The sequence below is a fragment of the Streptomyces sp. NPDC008238 genome (assembly GCF_042956445.1).
Lineage (GTDB): Bacteria > Actinomycetota > Actinomycetes > Streptomycetales > Streptomycetaceae > Actinacidiphila.
In genome coordinates, this window is sequence record NZ_JBIBGK010000033.1 from 22,604 (window position 1) to 48,074 (window position 25,471).

Consider the following 25,471-nt stretch of genomic DNA (forward strand, 5'->3'; position numbering starts at 1 on the left):
CTGCGATGGTGAGTAGACCCTCGCACCTCACCGGTGACCTCGAGGCACTCACCACCTGCAAGTGATGCCGGATCGTGATCTTTCACCCCCCTTTTCGGTGAGCAAATCGGTGAGTGCCACCGGGCTTGATGGATGCCAACACCCACATCCACCAGCCCAGGAGCCCACATGACCACACCTGAGCATCCGCCTGCCATCGACCCCGAACCCGGCACCACAGGGCCCGTCATGCCCGGCCCGCACCCAAGGAAGCCAAAGCGCCCCGGGCGACAAGCATTAAGCCCCGGCACGAAGGCCGCCCGCGCCGCGAGCCACAAGCCCACACCCCATCGACACGGGACGACCCATAGCTGGCCGGTGTGTGACCGGTCTGCGCGGGACCGGCACCTGCGCCCTGCCGGCGCCGGACGGCCACTCCTCCCGCCGGGTGCGGACGGTGCTCATGCCGGTGCGGCCACACCTGTCAGGGCAGGTGACGGCCAGTGAGGAAGCTAGCCACCCGGCCACCCCGGTTCGTCGCCGTCGACAACCGCGCCGTCGACGACCAACGCCTGAGCGTCCTGGACATCGGACTGCTCACCATGGCCCTGCGCGTGCCCGACGGCGCGGACTTCACCATCGCCGCCCTCGCCCACACCCGCAAACCCGGCCGCCAAGCCCTCACCAACGCCATGCGGAACCTCGTCGCCTGCGGCTACATCGTCAAACTCAAAAACCAGAACGCCACCGACGGCACCTGGCGCACCGAATTCTCCGTCGCCGGCCTCCCCCACCGACGCGAAGACATCCACCACCTCCTGGCCCAGGTCGCCGGGACACGAGCCGTGCGCGTCGAGCCGGCCTGGCTCGACCCCCGCAACCACCAAACCCCGGCCACCGCCCCGCTCGAGCCGATGCCGCCACAACCAGCCCCCGCGGACTCCTCGGCCGCGCAGCCTGTCCCCCACCCGGTCACACCAGGCCCCCCTTCCTCCGGCACAGCCGGCGAGAACACCGAAGACGCGCAGGCCAGACCGAGTGACGGGTTCCCGACAGTCGGTCAACCGGCAGTCGGCGAGCCGACGATCGGCGAACCGGCCGCCGGACAGCCGACCGCCGGAAACCCGTCGGCTAAAGAACTAAGACTCCACAAGCAAGACGGAAAAAACTCCTCTCTCTCCTGTCCGCCCATCACTGCCGATCACACGGCGCAGCCCGCCCAGACGCCGAAGAGAGAGACCACCACCCCAACCGGACAAGCACCACTGCCCACCCCACCCGGACAGGCACCTCCGACCGCGACGCCACCACCTCCGCGCCCCACCAGCAACACCCCAAGCAACGCCGGCACCGGCGTGCCCGCGCCGGCCCGATCCACGCCAGACGGCCCACGAGCAGCCGCTGCCGCCCGGATCGCCGACGCCTGGACCACCGCCCGCCACCACCACGGCCACCCCGTCCCCACCCTCGCCCCAGGCCGCATCGCCCACACAGCCGCCGCACTCCTCACCACCGGAATCCCCGAACAACTCCTCACCCAGGCAGCCACCGCCATGGCCCGCAAACCCACCTGGTACGACCTGAACCGCCACCTCCAACACTGGACACCCCCCACAAGCCCACAACCCGACACACGGCGCGGACATCCCACCCACTGCGGAGAATGCGACCACGGCTGGACCACCGACCCCGACGGGCGCGCCCGCAAATGCCCCTGCCGCAGGCAACCAAAACCATGAACCAGCCACAGCCCCCGCACCCGCGCCCACGGCCGGCGCCCTTGGACCCACGGGCGCAGATGGCCAGCAATACGCAGCACCGACACCAATCCAGGCCTCGCCAAAGACCAGCAACACTCGTACGAAGACTCCCGACTGCTGGCGCAGCGCCGCGGCCCGACCTCGAACAGGACCTGCTACGTCGCCGCCAAGGCGCACATGCGCACGGTGCACCCGAGCCACTTGCGCAACGCCGCCAACAGGGTCGGCCTTGCGCAACCACGACGCGGCCCCCGGCTACCCCGCCATTGCGCATCCCAGGACCCACCCCTACACCCCAGTACGCAACCCAACGAGAACCGGTGCTCCAGGTCGCAGAGGCCGAGCGCGTGGCGCGGCGTGGGCATCTCCCCCGCGGGGTGCGGGTGCACACCGCGCCCGCACGGGTGCCCGACCGGGCGCGCACGGTGCCGGATGTCAGGACACCTCGATGCCGTGCTCCTGTACCAGGGCTTCCAGGCCGCCGGGGTATCCCTTGCCTCCGATGACGAAGTCCCAGTCGCCACTGGCGCGGCGGCGGAAGGAGCCGAGGACCAGGGCTGTTTCGCCGGGGCGGCCGTCGGAGACCTCCAGGCGGCCGAGTTCCTCACCCGAGGGGCCCAGGAGCCGGATGAAGGCGTCGGTGAATCCGGAAAGGTCTGCCCCGGGGTTGGTGACGGGGTCGACGGCCGCGGCCAGAACGAGCCGGTCCGCCCTCTCGGGCAGCGCCTCGAAGGCGACGCGGAGGGCGGCCTTGTCCGGTGCGAAGGCGGTCACCGACCGTACGCTTCCCTCCGGGGTCCGGGGGTTGTTGAAGAAGACGAAGTGGTCGTCGCTGAGCACCCGGGATCCCTGGCACACCAGGGCGCACACGTCCAGGGCGACGCTGCCTGACCACGCCATGCCGAGCACGTTGTCCTCGTGCGCGGGGCCGGCGTCGGTCTCGTCGGGGGCAGGCCGTTGCTGCGGGACGCCGGCCTGGGTGTCGCCGAGCCTGCCGCTCAGACCGTGGCGGTGCAGGAGGTCCACCAGTTCGGTGCCCGCGATCAGTTCCAGCGGTTTTCCGTTGGCGAAGGTGTGCGAGCCGGGGCCGAACCCGGAGGTGGTGACGAGGACGCCCTTGTTGGCGCCGGCGTCCTGCACGGTGCCGTACAGATCTCGCACCGCGCTGGGCGGCACCGTGTTCCGGTAGCGCTTGACCTGCACGACGATCTTCCCGCCGCGGATCGGGGCCGGGTCCTCGGCCTGCACGTCCACGCCGCCGTCGCCCGAGCGCTGGGTCGTCACCGCATCCATGCCCATGGCGCGGAACAGGTCTGCCACCAGCGACTCGAAGGCGATCGGGTCCATCTCGTACAGATCCGGCTCTTCCTGGCCTCCGTGGCTGATCACGCCGGTCCCACCCACGTCGCCCGGCAGCCGGTGCGGCCGTATCGCGGTGCGCTGGTCCGGGCGGGCCGACAGCTGTCCGCGCAGCCCGCCGGTCAGGCAGTCCACGGCGCTGACCTGTTCCAGGTTCAGCGGCGCGAACGAGGTGCGGGTGGCCATCACCGTCGCCACAAAGACTTCCGTACGCAGGCCGGTCGCCGGGTCGTGGTCGTCGACGAAGCCGTTCAGCGCGATCGAGTCCAACGCCCCGAACTCGTCGGCGGCGAACAGCTCCCGCAGCGCCAGCAGGACACACTGGGCGAGCACATCGCGGTACAGCTCCCGCCGCTGGGCTACCGGACGGGCGGTCTCCTTGTCCTGGTCCGCGCCGGGCATGTACCGCACCAGCTTCGCCTCGGGGACGATGTCGTACTTCGGCAGCTCCCAGTTCACCACCAGCTGCCGCGCCGGTGCGTCGTAGGCGGCGGTCAGCCGGCGCGGCAGGCCTTCCGGCCAGCCGGCCGAGGCATACAGGGCGGCCGAGAAGTATTCCACTGCCGCCTCGGGGTCGCCTTGGCGAACGGCGCCGGCCAGCTGCGTGATGCCGGCGTTGTGGCCGCGGATCTCCGCCAGCTGACCCGCCGCCCACTGATCGTACTGCTGCCGGTACGCCGCCAGCTGCTGCAGGCGCTGTGCTTCGGCAGTCTGGGCGGCATGCCAGTCACGCTCGAAGCGCTCCCGCGCTTCCTGCTGGGCCTGAGCCCGCCGGTTCGCCGTCCAGCCGCCCTGCGCTGCCTGGTACTGATTCGGGTCGGGCATCGCCACCGAGTAGCCCAGTTGACCGGGTTCGAACGGCTCGAGCTGCTCGGAGCGCGCCAAAGCATCCAGCCGGAACGCCGGCGTACGGCATCCGGCCGGCAGCAACGTCCGCAACTCCTCGACGCGGGCTTCCAGCTCGCGCGTACGCCGCTGCGCATCGGCCTCACGGTGCTGCCGATACGCCGCCTGCTGCTCCCGCCGGCTCCGCGCCAGATCACGCTCATACGTCCGCTGCTGCCGCTCCGCACTGCGCAACTGCTGCACCCGGGCCCGCTGCTGGGCCTCCACCTGCCGCTGCTGCTGACGCTGCGCCTCAGCCCAGATCCCGATCAACCCACCCGAGCGACGACTCATGACGCAACCGGCCCTCCCGAGGGACACCCTTGTCCCACCCCACCCCTACGCCGGCCCCCCGACCAGCAACAACCACACAACTCTAATCCGTAACCAGCCAGTCACCCACCCCTCAACACAAGATCCCACCACCAGCACCAGCCGACCCCCAGCGCACCCCGCGCGCGCCCACCCCAGGCACCCCCGGCACACGCAGCGGGTCTGAGCGCAACGGATGTCGCGCGGGAGTGTGGAACGTTCGGTGTAACTCCTGGTCAAGGAAGATGCGCCGATGCTCCCGCAGGCGCGAGCCGCCCGGTCCTCCTCCGCCCGTCACAGCGCAGCCTCCCGCGAAGTACCTGATCGGAGACGGCGGTTGGGTGCGGGCCGATCGCGGGCCCCGGTTCGCCCGTCCGGTCACGGCCGGACAGACGAGCCGGGAAGGAGAACGGGCTATTTCACGGGGGTTACGCGCTCCACTCTTGACAACGTTGTCTGGAAAGGAACACGCTAACCGCGATCTACGGCAGGTGTGCCCCTTTACGAGTCCCCCATCCCCTTACGGAGCTTCCGCGTGATCCAGGACCCCCGCCCCAACTCATGTATGGGGCCGGGGCGGTTGCCGCCGCCCCGCGTCGACAGTCGTGGCACCGCTTCGTACTGACCTGTTCTGAACTGTCCTCCGGGTCGAAGCGCCTCCTGGCGCCGTCCAGGACCGAGCCGCGGCAAGCCCCGACGTGATGCTCCCGACCTCCAATGACGAAAGGTCCCTCCGTGTCGCCTTCCCCCTCTGCCCGCCACTTGTCCTTGCGAAGATGGGCCGGCGCGGCGATAGCCCTGTCGTTGCCCGTGGGGCTGCTGGTCGTCGCACCCTCGGTGGGTGCCGCGACGCCGCCGCCCGGCAACTTCAGCTCTTCCTTCGAGTCGGCCGACCCGCAGGCCGCGGCGAGCACCGTCGAGGTCAACGGCAGCGGCAAGCCGGTCCAGGAGAACCTGAGCGGATCGAGCTCCACCGGACTGCCCGGCAGCCTGCTCGACCAGGTCAGCGAGGTGACCGCCAGCGCCGACAACCCGCCCGGGGAAATCGCCTCCAACGTCAAGGACGCCAATCCGTCAACCAAATGGCTCGCGTTCGCCAAAACCGGCTGGGTGACGTACCGGCTGGCCAAGCCCGCGGCGGTGGTGAAGTACTCGCTGACCTCCGCGAACGACGCGGCGGGCCGCGACCCCAAGGACTTCACCGTTCAGGGGTCGAACGACGGCAGCGCGTGGACCGACCTGGACACGCGGACGGGTGTGAGCTTCAGCGGGCGGTTCGCCACCAACACCTACAGCTTCAGCAACACGACGGCCTACGCGTACTACCGGCTGAACGTCACGGCGAACTCCGGTGATTCGATCCTCCAGCTCGCGGACTGGAACATCAGCGACGGCTCGAACGTCCTGCCGCCCGCCACCCCGATGGTCAGTGTCGCAGGCGCGGGACCGGTCAGCGGCTACAACATGAAGCCGGGGGCCGGGTTCTCCGGCGTGGCCTCGCTGCGGTACTCGGGCGGCGCGCGGGCCGACGGCCGCTCGTACGCGACCAACAAGCTCTTCGACGTCGACATCCCGGTCGGGCCCAAGACCCGGCTGTCGTACAAGATCTTCCCCGAGTTCACGGCCAAGGACACCCAGTACCCGTCCACCTACGCGGCCGTCGACCTGCACTTCACCGACGGCACCTACCTGAGCGGCCTCTCGCCCGTCGACCAGCACGGCTACGCGCTCACCGCGGCCGGGCAGGGTGCGTCGAAGGTGCTCTACGCCGACCAGTGGAACGCGGTGCAGTCCGAGATCGGGGCGGTCGCAGGCGGCAAGACGATCGACCGCATCCTGCTCTCCTACGACGACCCCAAGGCCACCGCCGCGACGCGTTTCCAGGGCTGGCTCGACGCTGTCACCGTGTCGGGCACCCCGACGCCGGTGGACGGCTCCAGCCTGACCAACTTCGTCGACACCCGGCGCGGCACCAACGCGTCCGGCGGGTTCTCGCGCGGAAACAACCTGCCGATCTCGGCGATGCCGAACGGCTTCAACTTCTTCACGCCGGTCACCAACGCCGCGTCCAACTCCTGGGAGTACGACTACCAGGCGGGCAACAACGCGGCCAACCTGCCGACGCTGCAGGGACTCGCGATCTCGCACGAGCCCAGCCCGTGGATGGGTGACCGCAACCAGATGTCGGTCATGCCGGTGCCGGCCGAGGGCTCGCTCACCGGAGCGCCCAGCGGACGCGCACTCGCCTTCAGCCACGACGACGAGATCGCGCGGCCGGACTTCTACCAGGTCACCACGCAGAACGGCCTGAAGGCGCAGATGTCGCCCACCGACCACGGTGGCATCATGCAGTTCACCTTCCCGTCCGGGCAGGCCACCGGAAGCCTGGTCTTCTACAACGGCACGTTCACCATCGGCACGGACGGCACCTTCACCGGCTGGGTGGACAACGGAAGCGGCCTGTCGGCCGGTCGCAGCCGGATGTTCGTGTCCGGCACCTTCGACCGGGCGCCGACGGCGACCTCCGCCACTTCCGCCACCTTCGACACCTCCGCGAGCCGGCAGGTGACGCTGCGGATCGCGACCTCGTTCCTCTCGGTCGGCCAGGCGGGCAAGAACCTCGGCCTGGAGGTCACCGGGCAGAGCTTCGACCGGATCCACGACGCGGCCACCGCGGCGTGGAAGGACCGGCTCGGCCGGATCGAGGTGCAGGGCGCGAACGAGACGCAGAAGGTCACGCTCTACTCGAACCTCTACCGGCTGAACCTGTACCCGAACTCGCAGTCGGAGAACACCGGCACCGCCGCCGCGCCGCGCTGGCAGTACGCGAGCCCGGTGTCAGCACCGACCGGCACGTCGACCGCCACGCAGACCAGCGCCAAGGTCGTGGACGGCCAGATCTACGTCAACAACGGGTTCTGGGACACCTACCGCACCGTGTGGCCCGCGTACTCGCTGCTGTACCCGGACGTCGCGGCCAAGATCGCCGACGGCTTCGTCCAGCAGTACCGCGACGGCGGGTGGATAGCCCGCTGGTCCTCACCCGGCTACGCCGACCTCATGACCGGCACCAGCGCCAACGTGGCACTGGCCGAGGCCTACCTCAACGGTGTCGACGTGCCCGACCCGCTCGGCGCGTACGAGGCGGCGGTCAAGGACGCCACCGTCGCGTCCGGACGCAGTGAGGTCGGCCGCAAGGGCATCGAGAACGGGCTGTTCCTGGGCTACACGCCCACCTCCACCGGCGAGTCCGTGTCGTGGGCGCTGGAAGGCTTCATCAACGACTACGGCATCGGCAACATGGGCGCGGCCCTGGCCGACGACAAGTCGGTGCCGAAGGACGACCGCAAGCGGATCAAGGAGGAGTCGGAGTACTTCCTCCAGCGGGCCCGCAACTACGTCAACCTCTTCGACAAGGACAGCAAGTTCTTCGAGGGACGCCAGGCCAACGGCACGTTCCTCACCGGCAACCCGCTCGACTGGGGCGGCGCCTACACCGAGACGAACGGCTGGAACTTCGCGTTCACCGCGCAGCAGGACGGCCAGGGCCTGGCCAACCTCTACGGCGGTCAGAAGCAGCTGGAGCAGAAGCTCGACCAGTTCTTCTCCACTCCGGAGAACGCCGACCACCCCGGTGGGTACAACGGCACGATCCACGAGATGCTCGAGGCGCAGGCGGTGCGCCTGGGTCAGCTCGGCATGAGCAACCAGCCCTCGCACCACATCCCGTACATGTACGACTACGCCGGTGCGCCGTCCAAGACACAGGCGATCGTGCGGGAGATCCTGCAGCGCCTCTATGTCGGCGACGAGATCGGCCAGGGCTACCCGGGTGACGAGGACAACGGCGAGATGTCGTCGTGGTACATCCTCAGCTCGCTGGGCATCTACCCGCTGCAGGCCGGCTCCTCCAACTGGGCCATCGGCTCGCCGCAGTTCACCAAGATGACCGTCCACCGCACGAGCGGCGACATCGTTGTCAACGCGCCGGACAACAGCACCAAGAACGTCTACGTGCAGGGTGTGAAGGTCAACGGCAAGACCCAGCGCGCAGTGTCCGTCGACTCGGCCGACCTCGTCCACGGCGGCACGATCGACTTCGCGATGGGCTCGCAGCCGTCGTCCTGGGGCACCGGCAAGAAGGACGCGCCGCCGTCGCTGACCAAGGGCACAGACGTGCCCAAGCCCTTGCAGGACACCACGGGTCCGGGCCTCGGCACCGCGACCACCAGCGACGGGCAGGACGCGTCGAAGCTGTTCGACGACTCGTCGACCACGCAGATGACCTTCGCCACCGACGAGCCCCAGATCGACTGGGTCTACCGCGGCAGCAAGCAGAGGCCGTCGTACTACACCCTCACCTCCGGTGCGGGTGCGGGCGACCCGACGGACTGGAAGCTGCAGGCCTCCAACGACGGGATCACCTGGACCACACTCGACTCGCGTCACCGCGAGGTGTTCCCGTCGCGCAACCAGACCCGGGCGTTCAAGATCGGCAATCCGGGGAAGTTCGCACGGTTCCGCCTGGTCGTGAAGGAGACCGCCGGCGCCGCGCAGACCAGCCTCGCCGAGGTCGAACTGCTCGCGGGCGGCGACGTCCAGCTCGGTGGCGGCGACCTCACGGTCGCCGGCGTGAGCAGCGGGCTGCACGCGACGTCCGGCGTCGCGGTCTCGGCACCCCTGGCCACCGTCACCGGGGGCACCGCGAGCGGCTACCAGGCCACGGTCGACTGGGGTGACGGCTCGCCGGTCACCACGGGCACCACGGCTCTGAGCTCGCGGGGCGTGTACAGCGTCAGCGGTACGCACACCTACGCCAAGCCGGGCTACTACCAGGCGAACGTCACGGTGACCGACGGCACCGTCCAGGGCTCAGGCACGGTCGGGGCCGACGTGGCGTACGCGCCGAGCTCCAGCCTCACCGCCGCATTCGACACCGTCTGCATCGGGGACGAGGGCGCGCTCGCCGCGAACTGCGACAGCAAGTCCTGGGCGTACTCGCGTGCCGCTCTCAAGGCGGCCGGCGTGACCCAGGGCCAGCAGCACGACGTGCCCGGCACGTCGCTGCACTTCACGCTGCCGGAGACCCCGGCGGGCCAGCCGGACAACGCGACGGGCAACGGGAGCACGCTCGTGCTCAACCTGCCGGCCGACGCGAAGAGCATCTCGTTCATCGGCGCCGGCACGCAGGGCAACCAGAACACCACCGGCACGGCGACGTTCAGCGACGGCAGCACCGGCACCGTCCCGATCCAGATGAGCGACTGGACGCTGGGCGGCAACGCCGACGGCACGCCGTCCTTCGGCAACATCGTCGTCGCCAAGTCCGCCTACCGACTGCTCGGCACGAGCCGGGACAGCGCCCAGCCGTTCCTGTTCGCCACCACGCCGTTCCAGATCCCGGCGGACAAGACGCTGGTGTCGGTGACCCTGCCCAAGCAGACCGGCGACGCCGGTTCCGCCGGCCGGATCCACGTGTTCGCCGTCGCCCACGACGGCACGCCGGCGCCCGCGCTGGTGACCACCACTCCCAAGGACCGGACCGCCACTCCGGGGAAGGCCCTCGCGGCGGACCTCGGTTCGGTGACCGGCGGCGTTCCCGGCACGACGGGTTACCAGGCCCGCGTCCAGTGGGGTGACGGCACGGTTCCGTCCGACGCCACGGTCGACGCGTCCGGTGCGATCAGCGGAGAGCACACGTACGTGCAGCGGGGCACGTACACCGTGCACGTCACCACGTGGGACACGCTGTCCAGCAGGACCGAGACGTTCACCGTGACCGTGGGGAAGGCGGCGCTGCAGCCGTCGATCTCGGCGTCGGCATCCACCACCGTCGAGGCCGGTGACGCGATCACCGTCAACGGCAGCGGGTTCGCCGCCGGCGAGCGCGTGACCGTCAAGCTGGGCACCAGCCCGGCGCGCAGCGTGACGGTCGAGGCCTCTGCGACGGGTGCGGTCCACGCGTCCGTGGCGGCGTCCGATGACGCGCAGCCCGGCCGGTACGCCATCACCGCGGCCGGCACGTCCTCGCGGACTCCGGCGACGGCCACCGTCCGGGTGACCGATGAACCGGAGGCGCGGACGTACCGACCGGACGTGCTGTTGTCGACGACGTCGGGGCCGCGCGCCACGGCGATCGTCGTCAACGCCAGCGGGTTCGCGCCGAACGAGGCCGTGAGGATCGGCTTCGGTGACGGTCTCGCCTTCATCACCGTGCACGCGAACGCCGACGGTGTGATCCACGGCGCAACCATCAGCGTTCCGGGGGCGGCCAAGCCGGGTCCGACCGGTGTCACGCTGGCCGGCGCCGATTCGGCGACCCATGTTCGGCTGCACTTCGAGGTCACCGACCGAAACTGACCCGAACTGAGTTGGACTGAGCTGAACCAGTCAAAGCCGCCGGTGGGCGGGGCATTGATCACGGCCCCGCCCATCGGCGCTTTTCCGTGCTGCCCCGCGGGCGCGGCGCACGGGCATCGCGGGCACGGCCGGCGGCCTGGGCCGCGTCCGGGGGCCACAAGGAGCCCAGAGCCCCTTCTCGGCGCCGCCCCGGCAGCGCTGGGCAAGCCGCCCGACGGGGCGGCCGCGGCCTTCGGACAGGGCGAGAATCACCAGAGCCAACGGGGCACCGGCAAGTACCCGTGCAGGGAACACTGAGACGACCTCCGGTCGGGGTGGGCGGAGTCTCACCACCGCTGCCACAAACACGAGAGATCGCACATGGGGAGCCCCGAGGAGATCGCCGTGGCGATCGCCGGTGCAGTGGCTGGACGCCTACGGCGGCGACCCCGCTCCACAAGACGACCCACGGATCACACCCCGGCCCCACCTCCACAAGCGGCCGACGGTCCCGGGTCCACGGAGCGGGACGCTCGTGCCACACACGCCGCCGTCGCCGGCGGCACCCGGCGCCCGGCCCGGCCCGGCAGCGTCGTCCTCCGAGAACGCCGTGACCGACACAGTCGTCCCGCAACCGGCCCTAGCGGTGCATCGTCACCATCCGTCCGTACCGCAGCAACGAACCCGGTGATGGCGGGTCAGCCGATGAGCGCTGCTTCGAGGGCCCGCGCGGGATCGGCGGTCCGGGAAAGGCCGCGGCAGGTGAAGCCGAGCCGGGTCATGGCCCGGAGGACTTCGCCGGCGCTGAAATCGCGCCGGTCTTGGCGTGTGATGACCTGGCCGACCTGCTTGACGGGGTAGGTGCGGCGGCCGATGGTGACGGACTCGCCGGTGACCTGCTCAGGCTTGACGCCCTTCATGGCTTCCAGGACGCCGCTCCGGGTGAGCTCAAACGGGAATTGGGCGATGACACAGCGCATGATGCCTCACAGGGAGAAGTAGGGAAACGGCCCGCGGCGGGCGGTTCACCGCACAAAGGCCAGGACACCAAGGTCGCTGCCCTGTTCGCCGACGACAGGCAGGGCATCGAGCCGACTGTGGCGCCTGACGTCCTCCGCTTCGGCCATCGTGGTCACCGACAAGGCGGACGGCCTACGATCGCCGAGGATGTCGCGCAGCTGGACCTGGTCCGTGTAGGCGGAGCTGTCACGAACGGCGGTGAGCTGGGCCTGGGTGACCAGTGCGGTACACAGCCCGTCGTCGTCGCAGATGAGCAGGTGCCCGACGCGGGCACTGGCCATGACGGACAGGGCCACCTCGACGGTCATGTCGTCCCAGACCTGCGGTCCGGCGGTGTCCATGGCCTCAACCACTGTCTTGTGCCCGCGAGTGGTATTAGCTGCGCGGTGCTGCATCTGGACCAGCGTCAAAAGGTGCCTCCTGCAGAGATGGGTCAGCTTCCTGATCACCGGTGCTCAGGCCGCCGCGTTAAAGGCGGACTGCCGCACGCGCAGGCGCCGTGCAGCCGAAGCGGGGCTGCGTCGACTGCGAGAGACTGCGCTGCGCTTACGCCGCTCGGGCACCAGAGCCGTGATCGTGACGGGGACGCCGGAGGGGGTCCGGGCGCCGGTGATCCGGTTGAGGGCTTCATCGCCGGAGCGGACCTGGGTGGTCTGGGGCACGATGCCGGCGGCAGCCATGAGGCGGGTGATGGCGCGGCGCTGGTTGGGGGTGACCAGGGTGACGACGCTGCCGGACTCGCCCGCGCGGGCCGTACGCCCGCCGCGGTGGAGATAGTCCTTGTGGTCGGCCGGCGGGTCCACGTTGACGACGAGGTCGAGGGCGTCGACGTGGATGCCGCGTGCCGCGACGTTCGTGGCGACCAGCACAGTGACGTGCCCGGACTTGAACTGGGCAAGGGTGCGGGTGCGCTGCGGCTGTGACTTCCCGCCGTGCAGGGCGGCCGCCCGTACGCCGCTGTCGAGGAGGTCCTGGGTCAGCCGGTCCACGGCGTGCTTGGTGTCCAGGAACATGATCACCCGGCCCTCGCGCGCCGCGATCTCCGTCGTGATCCGATGCTTGTCTTCGCCGTGCACATGCAGAAGGTGGTGTTCCATCGTAGTGACCGCACCTGCGGACGGGTCGACGGAGTGGACGACGGGGTCAGTGAGGTAGCGGCGGACCAGGAGGTCGACGTTGCGGTCCAAGGTCGCGGAGAACAGCATCCGCTGACCCTCGGGACGTACCTGGTCCAGCAGTGCGGTGACCTGCGGCATGAAGCCCATGTCGGCCATCTGGTCGGCCTCGTCGAGGACGGTGATGGCCACCTGGTTCAGCCGGCAGTCGCCGCGGTCGATGAGGTCCTTGAGGCGTCCGGGGGTGGCCACGACGACTTCCGTCCCACCACGCAGCGCACCCGCCTGCTTGCCGATCGACATCCCGCCGACGACGGTGGCCAGGCGCAGCTTCACCGAGCGGGCGTACGGGGTGAGTGCATCGGTCACCTGCTGCGCCAGCTCACGTGTCGGCACAAGGATCAGCGCAAGCGGCTGACGGGGTTCGGCGCGCTGTCCGGCAGTGCGGGCCAGCAGGGCCAGGCCGAAGGCGAGGGTCTTACCGGAGCCGGTGCGCCCGCGACCGAGGACATCGCGGCCCGCGAGGGTGTTCGGCAGCGTCGCGCCCTGGATCGGGAACGGAACGCTCACCCCTTCGGCAGTCAGCGCGGCCAGCAGCTCCCTGGGCAAGTCGAGGTCGGCGAACGCCTGTACTGCGGGCAGCACCGGAGTGATCGTCCTAGGCAGGGCGAACTCGCCCTGGACCGCAGCGGCCCGGCGGCCGTGGCAGCCCGGACGGCCCGGGCCTCCGGAACGCTTTGGGGCGGATGAACCGAAGCGGCTGCCCCGTACCGGACCAGCGGCGGAACCGGAATCGGTGCCGCCGGTGCGGCGTCGGGTGCGGGAGGAGCGATCATTCGTACGTGCTGGGTTCATTCAAAACCTTCCTTGATACGGCACGTATCAAGGAACTCCCGCAGCAGAAGAGCGGCGCGGGTAATCACAAGAACGAGCCGAATGGAATGCAGAAGAGAATCTGGTCTGCGGTGAATCCGGTGCGGGGTGCAGGCGATAGATGGCTGGTATCGCGTGGCGTAACATTCAAGGACGTCGACGGGTCCAGCTTCGAAGAGGCACGCGTCGACGGTGCGGTCGGTCCACCAGCGAAGACACTGGGGAAGTGACCGCAGCTGGAGCCCGCACCCCGGAGGATGCGGGCCCCAGCTACAGAATGCGTGTCAGTGTCAGGCGGGAACGATGTTCTCGGCTGTCGGACCCTTTCGACCCTGCACGATGTCGAAGGTGACCTTCTGGCCCTCGAGCAGTTCTCGGAAGCCCTGGGATGCGATGTTCGAGAAGTGGGCGAACACGTCAGCGCCGCCACCGTCCTGCTCGATGAAGCCGAAACCCTTGGCCGCGTTGAACCACTTCACGGTGCCAGATGCCACGTTCTATCTCCTTTGGGGCAGTACACCAGCGCCGCACTGTACGGACACCGTGTCGCTGCGATGGCGCCCCGACCGGAAAACGACCGGAAGTGTAAAAGCGCTTCCAGTGGCTGAAATGCTCACGGAGGCGCTTGGGAACCGCGACTGCAACTGAGGTCGACAGTAGCACGCCGTATCGGCATGCGTACGCCAAATAACTTCACTCTGTTCATTGCGGGTGAGACTCTCCCCGCGTCGCGCAGTAAACCCTCGACTCGCGGGCGTAGATACTGGCCTACCCGGGAGCGCAAAATACAGAAGATGGTTGCCGTTCACCACTCGAAGGATCGTACCCGTCGCACCCCTGATCCGCCCGTCTCGGGTGGCTGAGCTCGAGAAGGAAAGGAGGGGTTGGGCCTGGGCCTCGCCAAAGCAGTCATGTAACTGCCAGGACGATGGCCGTGTAGTGCGCGGTGAAGGCGGCGATCGTCAGCGCGTGAAAGACCTCGTGGAAGCCGAACCAGGCTGGTGAAGGGTCTGGGCGCTTGAGTCCGTACACGACGGCACCCGCCGTGTAGAGCAGACCACCGGTGATGACGAGTACGACAACCGCGGTGCCGCCGGTGCGCGCGAAGTCGGGCAGGTAGAAGACGGCCACCCAGCCCAGAGCGATGTAGCAGGGGGTGTACAGCCACCGGGGAGCCCCGATCCACAGCATGCGGAAGGCGATGCCGGCCACGGCGCCTGCCCACACCACGGCCAGCAACACCAACTGCTGTCCGGCGGGGAGCAGAAGTACCGCCAAGGGGGTGTACGTGCCGACGATGATCAGGAAGATGTTCGCGTGGTCCAGCCGTCGCAGGACCGCCTCCCCGCGAGGACCCCACATTCCGCGGTGGTAGACAGCGCTGGTGCCGAACAGCAGGCAGGCCGACAGCGCGTACACCGAGCAGGCCGCCACCGCCGCAGCCGAGCGCGAGACGGCGATCAGGACGATGCCACCGACCAGCGCGAGGGGGAACACCCCGGCGTGCAGCCAGCCGCGCATCCTCGGCTTGATCGCAGCCGCCGCGCGCTCCACCCCGCCTTCCGGGCCGGGCCCGCTCTGCCCGGCAATCTGCCGGCCGGTGGTGCCGGCGGGCGCATCCACCGCCGGGGCGTGGAGGGCGTCGGGAGTGGAGCCGGGGCGGGGCCGGGACTTCCGTCCGTCTGGCGGCGGCTCAATCTCTTCGATGATCATGCGCTCATATTCTGAATCGGCGAATGGATACCGGCGTCGGCTCGTTGCCAATGACTACGGGTCAGGCGTCAGTCGCATGCCGGGATGCGGTGCGCGGTATTCGGCGTTGATGCGCTGGGCTTCTTCAAGCTGGTCTTCGAGGATGACGACGCGGCAGGCCGCATCGATGGGGGGTGCCCTAGTCGACGAGCTCACGGGCTCGGGCCGCATTGCGCGGTTGATAGCGGGAGTAGCGGCGATGGCCGCCTTCGGATCGGAGCAGGGTGATCATCCGGGCTTCGCCGATGGAGCAGAGGAAGCCCGGGGTGGTGCGGAGCATCTCAGCTGCCCTACCCATCGCGCAGGAGGGGTAGCCGTCGTCGAGACGCTCGAACGATCCATCTGTGGCCATTGCCCCCCTTGGAACACGTGGAGGGGCCCTGGTGCCGTATCGCACCAGGGCCCCGAAGGAACTGCTACACCATCTGCCGACCCTGATACTGCGCCGGCCTTCTGTTTCCGCCGACCCGACCGAGATGCTGTCGGGGGTGCGGGGATCGCGGTTGCGTGACCGGAGACCACCTCACTATCGATGTCCTGCGGTACCCGGGCTCACATGTCCGCCCGGGCGATCCTGATGGCGCTTGGCTCCTCCGTTCTTCCCTCTGGCTGAGACTGCGTACTGCTGGTACTGCTCTACCGCGTGTACTGCTGGTAATGCTCGGTGGCCTGCAACAGCGCCACTCTTCGGCAGCCAGCCCCGACGCCCGTCTTGCGTATGCCCTGGCTTGGAACCCCGCCGCCGAACTTCCCGGTGCGCGCGTCCGCAGCCGACGCCTTCACCGAGGTACTGCTCACCGACTTCACTGCTGGGTTACTGCGAACTGCACTTACCGGTACTGCCACTGCACGCACTGCAGTACCGATCCAAGGCGGCCCCTGATCACTACGGGCCACCCGGTCCGGTCGTCAGTCCCGTCGCCGCCCTGGAACAACCTTGGCTTCGGGACTCCACCACCGCACCGTCCTGCGTACTGCAACCAGCTGTAGTACGGGTACTGCCGCCCGGCAGTTCGTCTCTGCCGGGCCTTTCTGTCTCTCTGGGCTACGTGAGAAACCATAACCACACCACCACCCAATGTCTACTCCAGCCAACACACATTTTCGCGTGTTCGGCAGTGAGGCAATCGACCGCGTACAGCTACGCGGCTGGGCCTCGTGATGTTGCCGGCTCAGGGGCCACGGACAAGTCCAGTTCGGGCCGATCGGCGTCAGCTGCGCCGCTCGCCTCGCCGCGCGCTCGGGGTCCCGGCTGTCCAGCGAGCAGCAGCGGCGGTCGTCGCCGTCCGGTTTGCAGCCCGCTCCGGCACCGCCGACGGGGCAGCACCCCCGGCGACTATGGGACAGTGCCCCGTCTGCACAGTGACCTCAGCCGCTTCACCGCTGCTGAACAGCGGTACCTCGCCATTCCACCCGGCGCGGGTCGCCGACCGGACCGAGGCGGGCGAGGACTCGTGGGCCGCGGTGACGGCAGTGATGACGGTCGTCGAAGTCCAGACGGCGCCGTCTCCGTCGGCGCTGGCTGGCGCTGCTCGAAGGGCCCGCGCCCCGACGGACTGGACCTTGCCGTCGGCCCCGGGCTCCGGCCGGCATGCTCACCGATCCGATGTGGGGCGAGGCGGCCGCCGCATCCCGCTGGAGCCGAGCAGCGCCGCCGTGCGGCCGGGCTCCGTGCACCGGTAGCGGCCACGGCCGCCTTGTCCCGCTCGGACACCACCACGGATGCGGCATGACTCGCAGAGCACCCCCCGGGCGTCCTGCACCACTGGGTCACGCGTACGCCCCAAGGTCGACCCTCGACCAGACAGGTGACTCTTCCGGTGGAAGAGAGGCAAATCGCAAGGCCTTAGCTTGAAGAAAACCTGTAGTGACAGAAGTAGACATTGCCGTCGACGAAAGCTAGTATTCACCCTGGCCTGGAAGTCGAAGGGCACGGCAGAGACGAACTGCCGTGCATGCAGGTCAAGCGGGCGCGGCCAGGTGACTTACGATGACGGAAGTCGCGGTTCCTCCCCAGACTTCCGGGCCGTGCGGTTCTTTGGGCCGCACGGAATATCCCGCAGCAGTACAACCACGCAAGGAGCAGAACACCATCAGGATCGCCGGGGCGAGCAGGACCGCCCGGGTAGCGCAGGCCCCGGACTGGAAGGTGGTCCCCGGTCACGCATCCTCGATCCCCGCCCTCCCAGGTGCAACCCGCGGACACAGAAGGACGGCTCAGCCAGCCGCCAGATGGTGTTGCGAGCTCGGGGCCCGAGCGCCGGTCGGCACTCGGGCCCCTCGATGCGTCCCCCGGAAGAAGAGGTCTATGCCCCCTCGCAGTGCCCGCCCCACCATCCCTCTCGATGACGACGACTACCCCGCCTACACCATGGGCCGGGCGGCCGCCATGCTCGGCGCCACCCCAGCCTTCCTGCGCGCCCTGGGCGAACACCGCCTGATCACCCCCTTGCGCTCCGAAGGCGGTCACCGCCGCTACTCCCGCTACCAGCTGCGCATCGCTACCCGCGCCCGCGAACTGGTCGACCAGGGCACCCCCATCGAGGCCGCCTGCCGCATCATCATCCTCGAAGACCAGCTCGAAGAAGCCCAACGCATCAACGAAGAACTGCGCGCCCACCGCACCAGCCCGCCGAACCCCCCAGCCTGATCCGCACTCGGCTGTGGAGCCGAGCCGGACCACTCGAACCCATGCTGGCACGTGCCGCCTCAGGCGTCTGGGGTGCCGCCGGCAGCGGGCGGGCCTCCCCGCAGCCCCACCAGGTCGAGTGCGGGCGACCCGGCCAGCTTGAGAGCGGCAGGGGCAAGCCGCCCTCAAGGCAGGCCTGCCCGGCCGCCCGGTTGCGGGCGTGTGCCCCTGCGGCGGCTGCGGACTATCGGCACAGGGCACGACTGCTGCCCGCAACAGCCCGCGTCGTGTGTCGGGTGCTAGATCAAGGTGGCCGGCGTCAGGGGCACCTGCGCACTGGAACCAACGGCCCACCATCGACACCGATCGAAGTGCCCGTCCACGGCCCCCGCTCGCATGCGGCACATCTGCGCACCCCAACCTGGGTTAGTGCATAGAATTAGATCTCATGCCGAAGCCTGACAGAATGATCATTGACATCGCTGGCCTTGTGGAGTCCGGCCAGAGCAACCAGATGTCCCTGACCGTGGTCACCGGTGGTGCTGTCATCACCGGTCGCCTGGCTCCCGAAGCCGTGTGGAGGCGAAGGGTGTCGGAGGTACTGACGGATTCCGCCCACCTGGGTCCGTTCTCCGCCATCTTCGACACCCCTGCGAAGAAGGACGGACCGCCCACGCACCTACACTTCCACGTCGCCCGGATTTTGCAAGGCACCGTGGGAATCCCGGAAACAGGCGGAATGTACCGGGTTGCGATCGAGGACGTCAGTGCCTGGACCGTCGGTGACTTCAGCTACTCCGACCACTGACCCACTCACCCCTGTCACACCGCACGCGGCACGACGCGCGGTGAGGGCCCAACCGGCGGCTGCGCGTCGGGCCCTTACCGCTGGTTCGGCTCACGGGCCAGATCGTTTACCGCGGCAACTGCTATGCAATCCGGGGCGTCTCCAAAGCTGTGACCGCCGACCAGGCCCGCACCAGAATCCCCAAGGGCTGACACAGCAGGTATACAAGCGCCTCGGCCGTAGTGCGCGTCTCACCCGACCGGAAACGCCGGCAGCCCGAAGCGGCCGGAGCCGGACCCCGTCAGGCGGGTGTGGCGAGTCCGAGTTCCTGCAGCTGCTCGAGCTGTGCGGGCTTGAGGTGGGTGCCCGGGTTGCGGAGCCAGGTCCGGTAGGCGCGGCCGTCGCCGCGCTGGGTGAGGGGTTCGCCCTTGCTGTGGCGCAGGCGGGCGAGTTGGCAGTACTGAACTTGATTGGGTGATGTCGGTGCCGTTCGCCTGACAGTTGGTCGTCGGCACCGATAGCCGTTGGGTGTGAGGTATGCGCAGGGCGGCGGGCTGACCGACGCTGAGAGGATCACGCGGGAGCGGTTACGGCTCCAGGCCCGGGAGCGTTTCGAGGGCGGGCAGAAGAACGCGGAGATTGCCGCTGCCCTGCGGGTCAGCCTGCGGTCGGTCGAGCGGTGGCGCCGGGCCTGGCGCGAGGGCGGCGAGGCGGGAGTCCTGTCGAAGGGGTCGCCGGGAAGACCTCGACTCAATGAAGCCCAGATCGCTAGGCTGGAGCAGGAGTTGGAGCGCGGTCCACTGGCTCACGGCTGGGCGGACCAGCGGTGGACCCTGGCACGGATCAAGACGCTGATCGGCCGACTCTTCCACATCTCCTACACGGTCGAGGGCACCTGGCGGCTACTGAAGCGCCACGGCTGGAGCTGGCAGCAGCCCACTCGACGGGCGATCGAGCGCGATGACGACGCGGTCGAGGTGTGGAAGAAGGAGACCTGGCCGCGGGTAAGAGCACCGCGGCGGAGAGCAACGCCTGGATCGTCTTCGAGGACGAGGCCGGGCAGTCGATGACTCCGCCGCGCGCCAGGACCTGGGGCCGGATCGGCCAGACCCCGGTCGTGAGGGTGCGGGGCCGCGGCTCCGGGCGCGTGTCGATGGCGGGCATGACCTGCTACAAGCCGGGCCAGCGGTCCCGGCTGATCTACGCGATCCGCGAGTACCGGGGCCGCAAGGACGAGCCGAAGGGTTTCGGCTGGCGCGACTTCCGCGACCTGATCGTCCGCGCTCGCATCCAGCTCGGCGGACCGATCGTGCTGGTCTGGGACAACGTCCGCCTGCACCTGCCGCCCGGCATGCACGAGTTCATCGACGCGAACGCCGAGTGGCTCACCGTGTTCCAGCTGCCCACCTATGCCCCGGACCTCAACCCGACCGAGGGCGTCTGGTCGCTGGTCAAGCGGGACATCGGCAACCTCGCCGCGGCCGACCTCGGCCAGATCACCCGCGCCGTCAAGCGCAAACTGAAGATGCTGCAGTACCGACCGGAGGCCATCGACGGCTGCCTCGCCGGCACCGACCTGGCTCTGGACCTGAGAGCGTGGGGTCGACCGACCCGAAATTGGTCGAAGCCTAAAGCTGCTGGTCAGCTACGGTGGCGGCATGACTGACAGCCTGCCCGAGGACCTAGCCGACGTGCTTGACCTCGTCCTGAACCCGGACGAGCCCGTTCACGTCGCCCTCCGACGGCAGGTGCCCCAACTCAGGTGCAATCCCGCTGTGAGTGCGGCTGCGGCACTGCCTACTTCGACCTTGACGCCCACGCGGTGGAGCCCGCGCCAACGGGCCCCGGCACCGTCGTGGCTGCCAACGTGCAGCTGTTCACCGAAACCGGCGAGTGCCCTGGCGAGGTCCTGGTCTTCGCGCAAGGCGGCTACCTCTCATGGCTGGAGGTCTGCACTTGGAGCGATGACGTCGAGGTAAATCTCGCCGCGGCGCGGCGCTGGCTACAGCCATCGTCCTAAGAAGTCATCTCAATTGGCCGGTTCGGTAGGCTGCGGGCGTGGGGATCGTTGAGCGGCTGGTGCCGGATGAGTTGTGGGCTTTGTTCCAGCGGGTGGTGCCGCCTGCGCCGACGAGGCCGCAGGGCGGCGGCCGGCGACGGCACGGGGACCGGGAAGTGCTGGCAGCGATCGTGTTCGTGGCGACGTCGGGGTGCACGTGGCAGCAGTTGCCCGCGCCATCGTTCGGACCGTCTGGAGCGACCGCCCATCGCAGGCTCACGGAATGGACCAACGCTCGGGTGTGGGCGAAGCTGCACCGCCTGGTGCTCGACGAGCTCGGCGCACGCGGTGAGCTGGACTGGAGCCGGTGCGCGATCGACTCGGTGAACATGCGGGCCCTGAAAGGGGGGACCTGACAGGCCCGAATCCTGTCGACCGGGGCAAGAAAGGGTCGGAAATTCACTTGATCACCGAAGGCTCCGGTCTGCCCGTCTCCATCGGGATCTCGGGAGCGAACACCCACGACAGCCAGGCCTTGATCCCCCTGATCCGCGGCATACCGCCGATCCGCTCCCGCCGCGGACCACGCCGACGCAAGCCTTCCAAGCTCTACGCGGACAAAGCCTACGACTAAGCTCACCTGCGACGATGGTTACGGCAACGAGGCATCGTCCACCGCATCGCCCGCAAGGGCGTCGAGTCCTCCGCACGCCTGGGTCGGCATCGCTGGAAGATCGAACGCACCATGGCCTGGCTGGGCTAGCCTCCCAGACCCATACGCACGCCGCTGGGACCGGGACGACGGTCAGTCGCCGCTGCCAAGGCGGCCAGCCCACGGGCTCAGCGGAACGATCAGTAAGACCCGCCCAGGTGTAGCCGGCCCACGGCAATGCGGATCCAGCCCTCCAATAAATGTCAAGCGCGATTGCGTTTGCGTTATAGGTGGGGCAGGATCGTTCCATGGTGACCTCACCGCGCGTGACCCGCGTCATACTGGATCTTGAGGAAACGGACGAGTTGGACCGTCTCGCCCGCGCAGTCGACGAGTACACCCTGGCGCTGGAGCAGGCGCGAACGGCACTGAGTGAGGCAGCGGGCAGGATCGCCGCCCGTTATGAACGCGGCGGACCGGCCGCGGTGGCCGCCCGTGTGGGCTGGTCGCGTCAGCACGTCTCCACCTTGACTGCAGCCCACCGTCGTAACCTCAGCAGTCAAGGAAAGGACGCAGCATGAGTACCGCATCCGAACACCCGGAGCGCCGGAGCGTGCCGCAGCCTTCCTCTACGGCCGAGGAGCTGCGAGCCGCTCTCGCCCGGATCGCGCCGGAGGCGGTGCCCACCTTCGATGCCGAACGGGCCGCGGCCATGACCCAGGCGCGGACCGAAGTCAGCTCCGCCCCCATGCGGCGGTTCCTCGGCCAATGGGCACTGCAGGTCGCCATCGAACGCCATCCGGAACAGGCCGCCCGGCTCCGGCACCTCGAAGCCCGGGCCGCCGTCGTCGACGACCCGGACGAGGCCAGGATGGTCGCCGCCGAAATCGGGCGGGTCCTCGACAAGGCCGCCACCGAGGCCGGGCTGCCCCACAGCGGTCAGTCTTGAGCGGCTGGCGCTGGGAGTACGACCCGGACGCCGAGCATGTCGTCAACGGCCTGCCCGCGCGGGTCGTGACCGAGGTCGAGCGCCTGGCCGGCGAACTCGTCGTCCTGGCCGATGTGGGTGTCGACGTCACCGACATCGGCGACGGCCCCCGCAAGGGCGTCCCCGGCGGACTGCGCCGCATCCCCCTCCTCGCAGACGGATGGTTCTACGCCCTGCCACTGTCCCGCTTGCAACTCATCGCCGTCGTCCGCATCATCCCTCCCTACACCGACCAATAGAAGCAACGCAGCACGTCGCATCCTCACGGGAAAAGGAACAGCCAGCCGCAAAACCCAGGCCGCCTGCGCAGGCCGTTGACACGCGGCTCCCGAGGACATGCCACTCGGCTCGGTTCGGGCTCGCCCGTACCTGCTGCAGGTACGTGTGCCCGCGGGTTGATGTGTCATCGCTGGCGCCGGGGCCTTACCCATCACATCCCAGCAATCCCGGCCGCCTTGGTGGTCGCAGCGTTAGAGGCGCTCGTCTGCGTTACGCCGCTGGGTACTCTTCATCGGGGGCTTGCGGATGATGTCTATATCGCCCGGCTCGCGAGGTATGTAGGAGAAGCCGCTCGCCATGTTCGGGTCGTAGTGGACGACCGTGCCTTGTTCCTCGAGCATGACTCGCCACGATTCCAAACGCTTGGCTCTGTCATCGTCGAGTGGCAAGCCGGCCCGCCGACGGGCTTCCACCCGCAGCATGATCACCGGGTACATCTGACGGTGCTCCTTCTTCACAGCCCACGGAATCAGCTCGTCGTCACGCGCGATCCTGCGATCGAGTCCTCTCCTGTGCCGGATATTCCCCCACATCGAGGACACCGTGTCGATGCCGTACTTCCGCCGGTACTCATCAATCATGTCCTGATAGCTCCAGCCGTCCTCGAACCACCGGATGACCTCCCCCTCATCAACGATCTTCCTCTTCGGCACGAATCCCCTCCCTGAACTGCAGCAATGCAAGATACACCGACCCCTGCAACACGCTGCCCAGCCCATCGGAACCACCCCGCACGCCCACACCGACGAACCGCCGCCCCAACCGTCACACGCACACGAAACAGAGCTCAGACCTGCCGAGGGACTTGGCAGCGCCAGGGCTGCGAGTAGCTCGAGGTAAAGGCGGTGATGCGACGCAGGGCTGCGATGCTCGGCGGTGCCGGGGTGTGCACGGTCGGCTTCGACCGCGACGCAGGCGGGTGCGTACAGGTGCCGGGTTCGGCACGAGCGCGGTGGATCAGGCGAGAGGCGAGCAGGTCGCCGCAGCCGACGGCAACCAGGGCGGGTCGTCCAGCACGGCCCGCACGAGCTGGTTCACCGGCCGGTGACCTGCGTGAGGCTGGTGTCCAGTTCGTCGTCCAGAGCGTCCTGCTCAGCAACCCTAGGGGCGTGAACATTCCAGGCATCCAGAACGGCACGGGCCTGCTCGGCGCCCGAGGATAACGCCGGTGATGCCGAGTCCTCCCCGAGTCCCCTATCCTCGCCGGGCAGTTGGTATGAACGGCCATCTCTGAACTGGCGCTCACCGGCAAACAACATCCCAGCCACCGTCGCAGCAGGCGACACATTCCGCTTCGTTGCCGAAGTCGGCGAGTTCAACTCGGACCAATGCCTCTTCTCCCTCTACCCGGTCTCGACGGAAGTCGGGTAATCCTTCAGCATCGGCTGGGACGCCCGTCGGGCAATCTGCCCTGAGGGCGCCACCTGCCGCTACTGGACGAAACGCAGCCCGGGCCACCGCCCGTATCCCCTCAGGAACCTCTCGACCGCAATCCGCCCGCATCGACACCCAGCCCTCCGTTCAACGATCCAGGCGGGTAGCCCCCAAGCCCCCATCCAGAGAATCCGCCCCTCAGGCCACCCACCAAGACCGAGATAAGAGGTATTCACCCAATCAGAGATGGTGTCGTGGTCTCAGACGGTGCAGCCGGGGCCGCTGAGGGGGCGGACACAGACGTTGCGCGCGGCACCGCCGTCGTTCGTGTTGGTGCCAGGGCCGCCGTCGAGGACGTCGGGGCCGTTGCCCCCGAGGAGGGTGTCGTTGCCGTTGCCGCCACTGAGGGTGTCGGCTCCGTCCTGGCCCTCGAGGCGGTCGTTGCCGTCGCCGCCGGTGACGATGTCGTTGCCGTCGCCGCCGCACAGGATGTCGTTGCCGCCGCGGCCGTCAATGATGTCGTTGCCGCCGAGGCCGAGGATGACGTCGTTGCCGGGCGTGCCGACGATGACGTCGGCGCGGTTGGTGCCCACGATGGTGGGCGTCGCGGTGGCGCAGGTGAGGGCGGGGGCCGGGCGGACGGTGATCGTGAACTGCATCGAGACGGGCGGCACGCCGGAGTCGGGGTCGGTGGCCGTCACTGTGAACGTGTACGTGCCGGTCGCCGTCGGGGTGCCCGAGATCACTCCGTTCGTCCCATTGAGGCTCAGGCCGGGAGGCAGGGAGCCGGCGGTGACCGCGAAGGCGGGGGCTCCGGTGCCGCCGCTGGTCTGCAGGGTGGTGGAGTAGGCGATGCCCTGGGTGGCGTCCGGCAGCGGGCTGGTGGTGACGAAGGCCAGGTCCTGGACCGTGTATTTGATCGTCACCTGGCCGTTGGCGGTGGGGATTCCGACCGGCGAGGCGGTGTAGGCGGTGCCGGTTCCCGTGGGGTCGGCGAAGCTGGAGCCCCCGCCGCCGCTTCCTCCGCCGGCTGCACCGGCGGTGGTGGCCGAAGCGCCGCCGCCACCACCGCCGAAGTAGCCGCCTCCGCCGCCTCCGCCGCCACTGACGACGAGGCTGGTGCTGCAGCCGGAGTAGTTGCCGCCGGTACCTCCGGCGCCGACGGCAGCTCCGGAGGGTCCGCCCCCGGTGTTGCCGGGCTGACCCGTGCAGGGTCCGGCGACGGCTCCCACGCCCCCCGCACCCGGCGCGGTGGTGGTGGCTCCGCTACCGCCGCCCCCGGGTGAACCGCCGAGCGTCCCGCCCGGGCTTCCGTCGGTACCGGCGGGGGTTCCGCCGTTGCCGCCCTGGGTCGGAAGATTGCGTCCCC

18 protein-coding genes and 3 pseudogenes are annotated in these 25,471 nt (G+C 68.9%); 11 read left to right on the forward strand and 10 right to left on the reverse strand.

Annotated elements, in window-relative coordinates; all coding sequences use genetic code 11:
* Positions 1-482: 482 nt before the first annotated feature.
* The gene (locus ACFZAU_RS36990; RefSeq protein WP_500555832.1) at positions 483-1,718 is read left to right on the forward strand and encodes a hypothetical protein; all 1,236 of its coding nucleotides are present in this window, start codon (positions 483-485) and stop codon (positions 1,716-1,718) included.
* A 456-nt stretch (positions 1,719-2,174) separates the two neighbouring features.
* Here ACFZAU_RS36990 and ACFZAU_RS36995 read toward each other — a convergent pair whose 3' ends face one another.
* Positions 2,175-4,277 (reverse strand): restriction endonuclease, encoded by a 2,103-nt coding sequence (locus ACFZAU_RS36995; RefSeq protein ID WP_500555833.1) that lies wholly within the window; start codon positions 4,275-4,277, stop codon positions 2,175-2,177.
* A 735-nt stretch (positions 4,278-5,012) separates the two neighbouring features.
* Between ACFZAU_RS36995 and ACFZAU_RS37000 the strand changes: the two genes are divergently transcribed.
* Entirely contained in the window at positions 5,013-10,655 is a 5,643-nt protein-coding gene (locus ACFZAU_RS37000) for a GH92 family glycosyl hydrolase (protein WP_500555834.1), read from the forward strand.
* Between the two features lie 677 nt (positions 10,656-11,332).
* On the opposite strand, the gene ACFZAU_RS37005 is transcribed toward ACFZAU_RS37000, so the two are convergent.
* From ACFZAU_RS37005 to ACFZAU_RS37015, 3 genes are read right to left on the reverse strand one after another with little or no spacing between them, the layout of a single operon-like run.
* On the reverse strand, positions 11,333-11,614 hold the full coding sequence (locus tag ACFZAU_RS37005; RefSeq protein WP_500555835.1) for an SCO5918 family protein: 282 nt from the start codon (positions 11,612-11,614) through the stop codon (positions 11,333-11,335).
* 45 nt (positions 11,615-11,659) lie between these two features.
* Positions 11,660-12,064 (reverse strand): CBS domain-containing protein, encoded by a 405-nt coding sequence (locus ACFZAU_RS37010; RefSeq protein ID WP_500555836.1) that lies wholly within the window; start codon positions 12,062-12,064, stop codon positions 11,660-11,662.
* A gap of 45 nt (positions 12,065-12,109) precedes the next feature.
* The gene (locus ACFZAU_RS37015) at positions 12,110-13,624 is read right to left on the reverse strand and encodes a DEAD/DEAH box helicase (protein WP_500555837.1); all 1,515 of its coding nucleotides are present in this window, start codon (positions 13,622-13,624) and stop codon (positions 12,110-12,112) included.
* Between ACFZAU_RS37015 and ACFZAU_RS37020 the strand changes: the two genes are divergently transcribed.
* The gene (locus ACFZAU_RS37020) at positions 13,612-13,872 is read left to right on the forward strand and encodes a hypothetical protein (protein ID WP_500555838.1); all 261 of its coding nucleotides are present in this window, start codon (positions 13,612-13,614) and stop codon (positions 13,870-13,872) included. The two genes, ACFZAU_RS37015 and ACFZAU_RS37020, sit on opposite strands and share 13 nt — an antisense overlap.
* Before the next feature lie 60 nt (positions 13,873-13,932).
* Here the strand turns inward: ACFZAU_RS37020 and ACFZAU_RS37025 are convergent, their stop codons facing one another.
* The 3 genes and pseudogenes from ACFZAU_RS37025 to ACFZAU_RS37035 form a co-directional block, all read right to left on the reverse strand.
* A complete protein-coding gene (locus tag ACFZAU_RS37025) occupies positions 13,933-14,136 on the reverse strand; it encodes a cold-shock protein (RefSeq protein ID WP_500555839.1) in 204 nt (67 codons plus the stop codon).
* Between the two features lie 415 nt (positions 14,137-14,551).
* The gene (trhA, locus tag ACFZAU_RS37030; RefSeq protein WP_500555840.1) at positions 14,552-15,355 is read right to left on the reverse strand and encodes a PAQR family membrane homeostasis protein TrhA; all 804 of its coding nucleotides are present in this window, start codon (positions 15,353-15,355) and stop codon (positions 14,552-14,554) included.
* A 54-nt stretch (positions 15,356-15,409) separates the two neighbouring features.
* Positions 15,410-15,746, reverse strand: a pseudogene (locus ACFZAU_RS37035) (MerR family transcriptional regulator).
* Positions 15,747-17,702: 1,956 nt separating this feature from the next.
* Between ACFZAU_RS37035 and ACFZAU_RS37040 the strand changes: the two are divergent.
* The 7 genes and pseudogenes from ACFZAU_RS37040 to ACFZAU_RS37070 all read left to right on the forward strand — a co-directional run bounded on the left by ACFZAU_RS37040 (position 17,703) and on the right by ACFZAU_RS37070 (position 22,688).
* Positions 17,703-18,044 (forward strand): MerR family transcriptional regulator, encoded by a 342-nt coding sequence (locus ACFZAU_RS37040; protein WP_500555841.1) that lies wholly within the window; start codon positions 17,703-17,705, stop codon positions 18,042-18,044.
* A 427-nt stretch (positions 18,045-18,471) separates the two neighbouring features.
* Positions 18,472-18,831 (forward strand): hypothetical protein, encoded by a 360-nt coding sequence (locus ACFZAU_RS37045; protein ID WP_500555842.1) that lies wholly within the window; start codon positions 18,472-18,474, stop codon positions 18,829-18,831.
* Between the two features lie 509 nt (positions 18,832-19,340).
* Positions 19,341-20,476 (forward strand): IS630 family transposase gene (locus ACFZAU_RS37050; protein ID WP_500555843.1). Its coding sequence is split into 2 segments (ribosomal slippage): positions 19,341-19,797 and positions 19,797-20,476, totalling 1,137 coding nucleotides; the frame shifts between segments, so codons are not numbered across the junction.
* 392 nt (positions 20,477-20,868) lie between these two features.
* Positions 20,869-21,566: pseudogene (locus ACFZAU_RS37055) on the forward strand (IS5 family transposase); the annotation flags it as partial.
* A gap of 203 nt (positions 21,567-21,769) precedes the next feature.
* Positions 21,770-22,042 (forward strand): hypothetical protein, encoded by a 273-nt coding sequence (locus ACFZAU_RS37060; protein ID WP_500555844.1) that lies wholly within the window; start codon positions 21,770-21,772, stop codon positions 22,040-22,042.
* Positions 22,039-22,410 carry a hypothetical protein gene (locus ACFZAU_RS37065; protein ID WP_500555845.1) on the forward strand — a complete coding sequence of 124 codons (372 nt, stop codon included), beginning with the start codon at positions 22,039-22,041 and terminating at the stop codon, positions 22,408-22,410. The genes ACFZAU_RS37060 and ACFZAU_RS37065 overlap by 4 nt, the downstream gene beginning before the upstream one ends.
* The gene (locus ACFZAU_RS37070) at positions 22,407-22,688 is read left to right on the forward strand and encodes a hypothetical protein (RefSeq protein WP_500555846.1); all 282 of its coding nucleotides are present in this window, start codon (positions 22,407-22,409) and stop codon (positions 22,686-22,688) included. The genes ACFZAU_RS37065 and ACFZAU_RS37070 overlap by 4 nt, the downstream gene beginning before the upstream one ends.
* 231 nt (positions 22,689-22,919) lie before the next feature.
* Here the strand turns inward: ACFZAU_RS37070 and ACFZAU_RS37075 are convergent, their stop codons facing one another.
* Positions 22,920-23,381, reverse strand: coding sequence for a hypothetical protein (locus tag ACFZAU_RS37075; protein WP_500555867.1), 462 nt, complete (start codon positions 23,379-23,381; stop codon positions 22,920-22,922).
* Positions 23,382-23,543: 162 nt separating this feature from the next.
* A pseudogene (locus tag ACFZAU_RS37080) lies at positions 23,544-23,754 on the reverse strand (hypothetical protein); the annotation flags it as partial.
* A 204-nt stretch (positions 23,755-23,958) separates the two neighbouring features.
* On the opposite strand from ACFZAU_RS37080, the gene ACFZAU_RS37085 reads away from it, so the two are divergent.
* A complete protein-coding gene (locus ACFZAU_RS37085) occupies positions 23,959-24,099 on the forward strand; it encodes a DUF4839 domain-containing protein (protein WP_500555866.1) in 141 nt (46 codons plus the stop codon).
* Positions 24,100-24,362: 263 nt separating this feature from the next.
* Here ACFZAU_RS37085 and ACFZAU_RS37090 read toward each other — a convergent pair whose 3' ends face one another.
* Complete coding sequence (locus ACFZAU_RS37090) at positions 24,363-25,334, reverse strand: calcium-binding protein (protein ID WP_500555847.1); 972 nt, start codon at positions 25,332-25,334, stop codon at positions 24,363-24,365.
* Positions 25,335-25,471: the final 137 nt, after the last annotated feature.

Excerpts from the sequence above, each read along its gene's own strand:
- ACFZAU_RS36995 (WP_500555833.1), bottom strand. The coding sequence starts at position 4,277 with ATGAGTCGTCGCTCGGGTGGGTTGATCGGGATCTGGGCTGAGGCGCAG.
- ACFZAU_RS37000 (WP_500555834.1), top strand. The coding sequence starts at position 5,013 with ATGACGAAAGGTCCCTCCGTGTCGCCTTCCCCCTCTGCCCGCCACTTG.
- ACFZAU_RS37005 (WP_500555835.1), bottom strand. The coding sequence starts at position 11,614 with ATGCGCTGTGTCATCGCCCAATTCCCGTTTGAGCTCACCCGGAGCGGC.
- ACFZAU_RS37015 (WP_500555837.1), bottom strand. The coding sequence starts at position 13,624 with ATGAACCCAGCACGTACGAATGATCGCTCCTCCCGCACCCGACGCCGC.
- trhA (WP_500555840.1), bottom strand. The coding sequence starts at position 15,355 with ATGATCATCGAAGAGATTGAGCCGCCGCCAGACGGACGGAAGTCCCGG.
- ACFZAU_RS37040 (WP_500555841.1), top strand. The coding sequence starts at position 17,703 with ATGCCCCCTCGCAGTGCCCGCCCCACCATCCCTCTCGATGACGACGAC.
- ACFZAU_RS37045 (WP_500555842.1), top strand. The coding sequence starts at position 18,472 with ATGCCGAAGCCTGACAGAATGATCATTGACATCGCTGGCCTTGTGGAG.
- ACFZAU_RS37060 (WP_500555844.1), top strand. The coding sequence starts at position 21,770 with ATGGTGACCTCACCGCGCGTGACCCGCGTCATACTGGATCTTGAGGAA.
- ACFZAU_RS37065 (WP_500555845.1), top strand. The coding sequence starts at position 22,039 with ATGAGTACCGCATCCGAACACCCGGAGCGCCGGAGCGTGCCGCAGCCT.